Below are 6,985 nucleotides of genomic sequence, written 5' to 3'. Positions count from 1 at the left end.
CACCACGTCGTGGGACACGACCCGGTTTCGTATATGGATCACGTGGTCTCCCCCTCGGTGCTGGCGGTTTCTTACCGCTCCGCAAAGTTATATCGCGCCGGTACCGACGCGGGCAAGGCGCGCGGTGCGCGCGGACCGCTCAGCGCAGCACGATGATCTCCGCGCCGGCAGTGATGCGCCCACTCTCGATCACGCGCCAGAAGATGCCGCGCAGGTTGAGACGGCGGGTAGCGGCTGCCTGCACGAAGCGCAGCGCATCATCGCCGAAGCGGGCGTGGAACTTCGCGCAGCCGTTGTGCGGCTTGGGCGTGACCTCGACCAGCGCCTCGCCGACACGCAGGTGCGTGCCGGGCGGCAGATTGTCGGCAGAGATGTCGAGATCGACATAGAGGTTGTCGCCGGACAATCCCAGCGGCTGGCCATTGCCGATGAGCTCGGCCACCGCGTGGCGCATGACGGCGATCTGGGCTTCCGGGTCGCGGGGCCGCCGCCGGGTCCAGCCGTCGCCCACCAGGCCGTGCTCGGTACAGAGCTCGGCCTCGGTCAGCCTCTCGCGCGAGCCGTCGGCGAGCCGCCGCACGATGCCGGCAAGGCTGCCGCGGATCATCGGTTCGGGCGCCAGCGCCTGCAGGCCCGAGCGCAGCTCGGCCAGCGAGCGGTGCCTGCCGGGATCGCCACGGGGGCCGTAGGGCTCGCGCGCGAGCGCACTCATCGCGCCGTGCCGTCTGCGCGCCCGTCGCGGCGTCCCGCGCATCGCGGAACGGGGATCATGCGCTCGTTGCGGCCAGCAGCGCCTGGTACTCGGCCGGGCCGAGCTGACGCGGCGCGACCAGCGATCGCCCACTGTCGGGATCGGCAAACGGTCTGCACCGGTGGCGGCCGCGCAGTCGGTCGACAACCAGCGTCACCAGCACCCGCACCAGGATTGCCGGTGCCATGCCGTCCGTCGCGTCCAGCGCGGTGCGATCGCCGCGCGCCGTCCGCGCGTGGATGCCGCCGCGCGATGGGCCGATCCTGTCCACCTCGGCGTCCCAGCAGGCGCGGATCATGCCCACGAAGGCGATGCCGGGCACACGACCGAGGTTGGCGATGGGGGTATTGCAGCACTGCGCGTACCAGCGCTGCGGTCCTCCGGGTGTCAGACGCACGCAGGCCAGCTGCTCGGTGCCCGCGGTCAGTTCCAGATGGCCGGCGCCGATCAGGTAGATGTCAGTGCCGCCGTGCCCGTCGAGCACGGTGTCGGCGCACCCCAGGAAGTGCGCGTAGGCCTGACAGTCGGCGCAGTAGCAGTTCGAGCGCACGCCCGTCGACGGACCCGCGTCGTGCAGCCTGCCCCGGACCGCCCCGCAAGCGCAGACGATATCGACCTCGCACCCCATGCGGCCTCGCTCCCCGCTCCTGATGGCACAAAGGTAGCCGTTGGCGGGCCGGCGGGCAAATGCCGCGATCTCAGGGAAAGACCGGCTTGTGCGGCTCGGTGGCGCCGACCTCGACCTCGGGATGGTGATGGCGGATGCGCTCGACGACGGCTTCGACGTGCTCCTTGCCGACGTCCACCATCATCAGCAGCTGTCCGCGCTCGATGGCCTCCTCGTACTGACGGATTTCGCGATTGGGCAGCCGGATGCCGATCATGCTGGACACCCAGGCACCGAAGCCGGCGCCGGCAAGCGTGGTTGCCGCCACCAGGCCGCCACCAAGGGCGAGCCCGGCGGGCGGAAAGGTCACCGCCACCAGTCCTGCGAGCAGACCGGTGACACCGCCTGCGGCGAGTCCGTGCTCGGCGGATTCGATGAGATCGGTCTTCTGGCGCAGGTCGGCTTCGGGCAGGTGGCCCATGGGCGCGCCCTCCTTCGCCACCACGTGGATGTGGCGCTCCTCGATGCGGGCGAGCAGGAACTCGTCGACGATGGTCTCGGCGAGCTCCAGATTCGGGACCAGGAAGTAGAGTCGTCTCCTCATGCCGGTCTCCTTGTTCGCGATGCGCGGGATACCACCCTACGCCCGTGATCCGGCACATCCAAGCCCTGCCCGGGGACGAGACACGGCAGCTGCCGTCGGCACACGGGCGCCTTCAGAGGGGCCGCAGCAGCATCGGCTCGTCCCGCCGCCTCTAGCGGCGCAGTCCGAAGCGCCGGGACAGCAGACGATCCCTGATGGCGACCGGCACACGCGCCAGGCGTGGCAGCAGGCCGCTGCCCGGGCCGATGCGGATGATCGGCCGCGGCTTCGGCGCAAGGGCATAGCGCACGCACGCTGCCGCGAAATCCGGTGCCGGCATGCCGCCGCGCTGCGACTCGCCGGCCCGGCGCGCAATACCCTCGCGGTGCGACGCATAAAGCATCCAGTCGTGGGCGTCGGTCTGACGCCTGGCGCTGTCGCCGAAGCCGGACCGGACGGCGCCGGGCTGGACCAGCAGCACCTCCACACCATAGGGCGCGAGCTCCATGCGCAGCGCGTCGTTGAGGTGATGCAGCGCGCCCTTGCTGGCACAGTAGGGCCCCGCAAAGGGTGTCGTCAGCACTCCGGACACACTGCCGATGTTGACGATGCGCCCTCTGCCGCGGGCCATCATGCCCGGTGCGACCGCCTGCACGACCGCCACCGCGCCGGTGAGATTGGTTTCCCAGAGACGGCGAAGATCGGCGAGCGGCACTTCGGCAACCGGCCCCATGACCGGGATACCGGCATTGTTGACCACCAGGTCGATGCCACCGTGGACGCGCTCGATCTCCGCCACCGCCGCGCGGATCGATTCGCCGTCGGTGACGTCGAGCGCATGGCCCTCTAAGCCGGCTTCGCGCAGCGGCGCCAGCGCCTCCGGCCGGCGCGCGCTCGCACAGGTGGTGCAGCCGGCGGAATGAAAGGCCTGCGCGAGCGCCGCGCCGATGCCGCTGGAGCAGCCGGTGATGAGCACCACCGGCGAAGCGGGGAGCGCCGTCATGCCCCGCTACGGACGCGGCGGAGCGCTAGCGCCCGCCACCCAGCAGACCCGAGGTCGCGTTGCCCAGCCCCTGGCCGACCGTCCCGAGGGTGGAGCGCACCGGCTGACGCTGGTCCATGGTCAGCGTTCCCGGTTGCACGGCGCCTCCGATGCGGACGTTGAAGCTCGCCAGCTGCTCGGGGGTCATCGGCTCCTGGGGCGGCTCCGGCGCATCGGGTGGCACGACGTACACCACCGGATAGGCATAGTAGGCCTGCGGATAGTAGTAGGCGTAGGGATAGGGGAACGGGTCGTACGCGTAGTAGTAGGTCCGCGCCGCATCCTGCTCCGGCCACAGGTAGAGGGTCTCGGCCTCGACCTTCGGATAGCGGTAGGCGTAGTCGCCGACATTGCGGGTCTCGGCACCATCGACGCTGCCCACGATGGTGATGTCACGACCGGGCTCGAATTCGGCGGGATCCTTGTACTGGTCGGTACAGGCAAGGAAGCGGCCGACATTGCTGTCGCCGCGCGTCGGCCGCGCATTGCGGTTCAGGGCCTTGCCGAGCACCTCGAAGCAGGTCCGGTCCTGCTCGTTCTTGAGCGACAGGATCATTCCACCCCAGCGCACCCGGCCGGGCGACTGCGCAGCGGTTTCGCTCGCCGCGCCGGCGCCGGCATCGCGCGGTGTCACCTCGGGGTAATCGCCGCGCAGCGCTTCCGGTGTGGCGCACGCGCCGACGACCAGTGCGGACAGCAGGGCGAGAAGCGGTGTCTGGTATCGCATGACGAACCTCCTGATTGCATGCCGTCCGCGCGGAGTGCCTCGCGGACTGAGGTCGATACGGGAATCCTCCGGCAGCAGATGCGCCACCGTGATGGGTCGGACATGAACGGATTCTGACCACACGGGCCGGCAGGCCCCTGCAGGCACCAACATTTCAACATTTCGTGTATTATTGAATAATGCAGCATGATGATGCAGTCGATGGTCTGTCGGCGCTGGCGCACGGCGTCCGGTTGGCGCTGTTCCGCCGCCTGGTCCGCGCCGGTCCGGAAGGATCGTGTCCGGGCGAACTGCAGGAAGCGCTCGGCCTTACCCCGTCGGCGCTGTCCTTCCACCTGAAGACACTCCGCCAGGCCGGTCTGGTGGGTGTGCGGCAAGCCGGACGACACCTGTTCTATTCGGCCGAGTTCGACGCCATGAACATGCTGCTGCAGTACCTCACCGAGAACTGCTGCGCCGAGTCCGGGCACGACTGCGCCCTCCCCTCGCAATGCGCCACGTCCTGATCCTGTGCACCGGCAATTCGGCGCGGTCGATCATGGCGGAGGCCCTGATCAATCATCTCGGCGGCGACCGTGTGCGCGGCCATTCGGCCGGTTCGAACCCCGGGCGGACACCTCACCCGATGGCACTGGAGACGCTGCGCCGGGCCGGCGTGCCGACGACCGGGTTGCGCAGCAAGTCCTGGGACCGCTTCACGACAGCAGGCGCACCGCCGCTGGATCTGGTGATCACGGTCTGCGACCGGGCTGCCGGCGAAACCTGCCCGCTGTTTCCGGGCCCAGCGCGCAAAGTGCACTGGGGATTGCCCGACCCGCCCGCCGCCGGCGATGAATCCGCTCAGCGCCTGTGCTTCAGTGCCGTGCGCGACACGCTCCACCGCCGCTTCGCGACGCTTGCGGCGTGGCCGGATGCTGACTGGGAACGCGCCGATTTCACGGACCGCGTGCAGGCGCTGCACAGCGACATCGCCTGACACGCCAAGAGCCCCGCCCGCCATGCTGCGCAACCTCCCCGCCCCCGACCATCTACCCGCCCTCGAGCCGGACGCGCTGTCGCGCGACCCGGCCCGCGCGCTCGGCCTGCCCGACGGGCACCCGCCGCGCATCCTGCTGCTCTACGGCTCGCTGCGCGAACGGTCCTGTTCGCGTCTGCTCACCGAGGAAGCGGCGCGGTTGCTGCAATACATGGGCTGCGAAACGCGCATCTTCGATCCCGCCGGCCTGCCGCAGGCCGACAGCCCGGGTGCCGCCGAGCACCCGGAGGTCCGCGAGCTGCGCGAGGTGTCGCTGTGGTCGGAGGGCCAGGTCTGGTGCAGTCCCGAGCGGCACGGCGCCATCACTGCCGTTCTCAAGAACCAGATCGATCACATACCGCTGGCGCTGGGAGCCAGCCGTCCCACCCAGGGCCGGACACTCGCGGTGATGCAGGTCTCCGGCGGATCGCAGTCCTTCAACGCGGTCAATACGCTGCGCCTGCTCGGCCGCTGGATGCGGATGATCACGATTCCCAACCAGTCGTCGGTGCCCAAGGCCTGGCAGGCGTTCGACGATGACGGCCGCATGAAGCCATCGGCCCACTACGAGCGCGTGGTGGATGTCATGGAGGAACTGGTGCGCTTCACCGTGCTCACGCGCGGCCACCGCGAAGCGCTCACCGACCGCTACAGCGAGCGCGTTGCGGCGCATGCCGAGCGCGCTGCAGCCGAGGCAGGAGCCCGCCTGTGAGCGGCTTCGAACGCTGGCTCAGCCTGTGGGTGGCGCTGTGCATGCTCGCCGGCGCATTGATCGGACGGGCGCTGCCGGAGGGCTTCGCCTGGCTGGGCGGGCTGGAGATTGCGCGCGTGAACATTCCGGTGGGCCTGCTCATCTGGTTGATGATCATCCCGATGCTGATGAAGGTGGATTTCGCCACTCTGTTCCGCGTCGGCGCGCACTGGCGGGGTTTCTCGATCACCGTGCTGGTCAACTGGGCAATCAAGCCCTTCCTGATGGCCGGACTGGCCTGGCTGTTCGTGCGCGTGCTCTTCGCCGGCTGGCTGCCGACCGCGCAGCAGGACAGCTACGTCGCCGGCCTGATCCTGCTGGCGGCGGCCCCCTGCACGGCGATGGTCTTCGTGTGGAGCCGACTGGTCGGCGGCGATGCCAACTTCACGCTGACGCAGGTCGCTCTCAACGACGCCATCATGATCGTGGCCTTCGCACCGCTGGTGGCGCTGCTCCTGGGTGTCACCAGCGTGCCGGTGCCGTGGCAGACGCTGCTGCTGTCGGTGCTGCTCTACATCGTGGTGCCGCTGGTGATCGCGCAGTTGTGGCGCGCACAGCGCCTGTCCGTTTCCCGCGCGGCGCTGGACGCGACGCTCGACCGGCTGAGCCCGGTGTCGACCATGGCGCTGCTGGCCACGCTGGTGCTGCTGTTCGCCTTCCAGGGCGAGCGGATCCTGTCGCAGCCGCTGATCATCGCGATGCTCGCCGTGCCGATCCTGTTGCAGGGGACGCTGACCTTCGCCGCGGGCTACGTCGCCAATCGTCTGGCCGGCGAGCGCTTCGATGTCGCGGGGCCGAGCTGCCTGATCGGCGCCAGCAACTTCTTCGAGCTCGCCGTTGCGACCGCCATCGCCATCTACGGGCTCGACAGCGGCGCGGCGCTGGCGACCGTGGTCGGCGTGCTGGTCGAGGTGCCGCTGATGCTGACCCTGGTGGCGGTCGTCAACCGCAGCCGCGGCTGGTACGCGCGGTCGCCCTAGCTTCCCGGCGCCAGCAGGCGCCGATGCTCGACCATGATGCAGCGGTCCTGCACCACATCGATGCCGGCCTCGGCCAGCCGGCCGGCCACTTCGTCGTTGCGGATGCCGAGCTGCAACCAGACGGCACGCGGCCGCAGCGCGATCAGGGCATCGAGGTGCGCGGGCAGATCCTCCGGGCGCCGGAAGACGTCGACGATATCGACCGGCGGCAGGTCCTCGAGCCGGGCAACCGCGTCGACCCCGAGGATCTCCGGCGGACGCGGCTCGTGGACCGGGACCAGGTAGAGCGCATAGCCCGCCTCCTGCAGATACCGCGGGACGTAGTAGGCGGGTCGATCCCGGTGCGTCTCGCCGCGCGCGCCGAGCACCGCTATGGTGCGCGACTCGGCCAGCAGCGCCGCGATCGCGGCATCCGTATCGAGGATGTGGGCATTGACCGTCATGCGGCGGCACTTCCCTCGGCACCGCATCCATGCACGAGAACAGTGCCCCCTGCGACACGGCGACGCCGCAGGCATGCACAATAATA

10 protein-coding genes are annotated in these 6,985 nt (G+C 69.6%); 4 read left to right on the top strand and 6 right to left on the bottom strand.

All coding sequences use genetic code 11. From position 1 onward, the window contains the following. Positions 1–139: 139 nt before the first annotated feature. The 5 genes from KAH28_RS10455 to KAH28_RS10435 all read right to left on the bottom strand — a co-directional run bounded on the left by KAH28_RS10455 (position 140) and on the right by KAH28_RS10435 (position 3,710). Complete coding sequence (locus KAH28_RS10455) at positions 140–712, bottom strand: MOSC domain-containing protein (RefSeq protein ID WP_290576347.1); 573 nt, start codon at positions 710–712, stop codon at positions 140–142. Between the two features lie 55 nt (positions 713–767). Beyond that, complete coding sequence (locus tag KAH28_RS10450) at positions 768–1,379, bottom strand: DUF6151 family protein (protein WP_290576346.1); 612 nt, start codon at positions 1,377–1,379, stop codon at positions 768–770. A 70-nt stretch (positions 1,380–1,449) separates the two neighbouring features. Next, positions 1,450–1,962 carry a DUF1269 domain-containing protein gene (locus KAH28_RS10445; protein WP_290576344.1) on the bottom strand — a complete coding sequence of 171 codons (513 nt, stop codon included), beginning with the start codon at positions 1,960–1,962 and terminating at the stop codon, positions 1,450–1,452. Between the two features lie 151 nt (positions 1,963–2,113). Next, complete coding sequence (locus KAH28_RS10440) at positions 2,114–2,944, bottom strand: SDR family NAD(P)-dependent oxidoreductase (protein WP_290576342.1); 831 nt, start codon at positions 2,942–2,944, stop codon at positions 2,114–2,116. A 25-nt stretch (positions 2,945–2,969) separates the two neighbouring features. Further along, positions 2,970–3,710 carry a Slp family lipoprotein gene (locus KAH28_RS10435; RefSeq protein ID WP_290576340.1) on the bottom strand — a complete coding sequence of 247 codons (741 nt, stop codon included), beginning with the start codon at positions 3,708–3,710 and terminating at the stop codon, positions 2,970–2,972. Positions 3,711–3,889: 179 nt separating this feature from the next. On the opposite strand from KAH28_RS10435, the gene KAH28_RS10430 reads away from it, so the two are divergent. From KAH28_RS10430 to arsB, 4 genes are read left to right on the top strand one after another with little or no spacing between them, the layout of a single operon-like run. Then, on the top strand, positions 3,890–4,216 hold the full coding sequence (locus KAH28_RS10430; RefSeq protein WP_290576339.1) for a metalloregulator ArsR/SmtB family transcription factor: 327 nt from the start codon (positions 3,890–3,892) through the stop codon (positions 4,214–4,216). A 32-nt stretch (positions 4,217–4,248) separates the two neighbouring features. After that, on the top strand, positions 4,249–4,686 hold the full coding sequence (locus KAH28_RS10425; RefSeq protein ID WP_290576338.1) for an arsenate reductase ArsC: 438 nt from the start codon (positions 4,249–4,251) through the stop codon (positions 4,684–4,686). A 22-nt stretch (positions 4,687–4,708) separates the two neighbouring features. Beyond that, positions 4,709–5,437 carry an arsenical resistance protein ArsH gene (gene arsH, locus KAH28_RS10420; RefSeq protein WP_290576337.1) on the top strand — a complete coding sequence of 243 codons (729 nt, stop codon included), beginning with the start codon at positions 4,709–4,711 and terminating at the stop codon, positions 5,435–5,437. Then, a complete protein-coding gene (arsB, locus tag KAH28_RS10415) occupies positions 5,434–6,456 on the top strand; it encodes an ACR3 family arsenite efflux transporter (RefSeq protein ID WP_290576336.1) in 1,023 nt (340 codons plus the stop codon). The genes arsH and arsB overlap by 4 nt, the downstream gene beginning before the upstream one ends. Here the strand turns inward: arsB and KAH28_RS10410 are convergent. Beyond that, on the bottom strand, positions 6,453–6,899 hold the full coding sequence (locus KAH28_RS10410; RefSeq protein ID WP_290576334.1) for a CoA-binding protein: 447 nt from the start codon (positions 6,897–6,899) through the stop codon (positions 6,453–6,455). The two genes, arsB and KAH28_RS10410, sit on opposite strands and share 4 nt — an antisense overlap. Positions 6,900–6,985 lie beyond the last annotated feature (86 nt).

The sequence above is a fragment of the Algiphilus sp. genome, from assembly GCF_023145115.1.
Classification (GTDB): domain Bacteria; phylum Pseudomonadota; class Gammaproteobacteria; order Nevskiales; family Nevskiaceae; genus Algiphilus.
The sequence above is the reverse complement of the archived record's forward strand: the minus strand, read 5'-3'. Positions and strand labels throughout refer to the sequence as shown.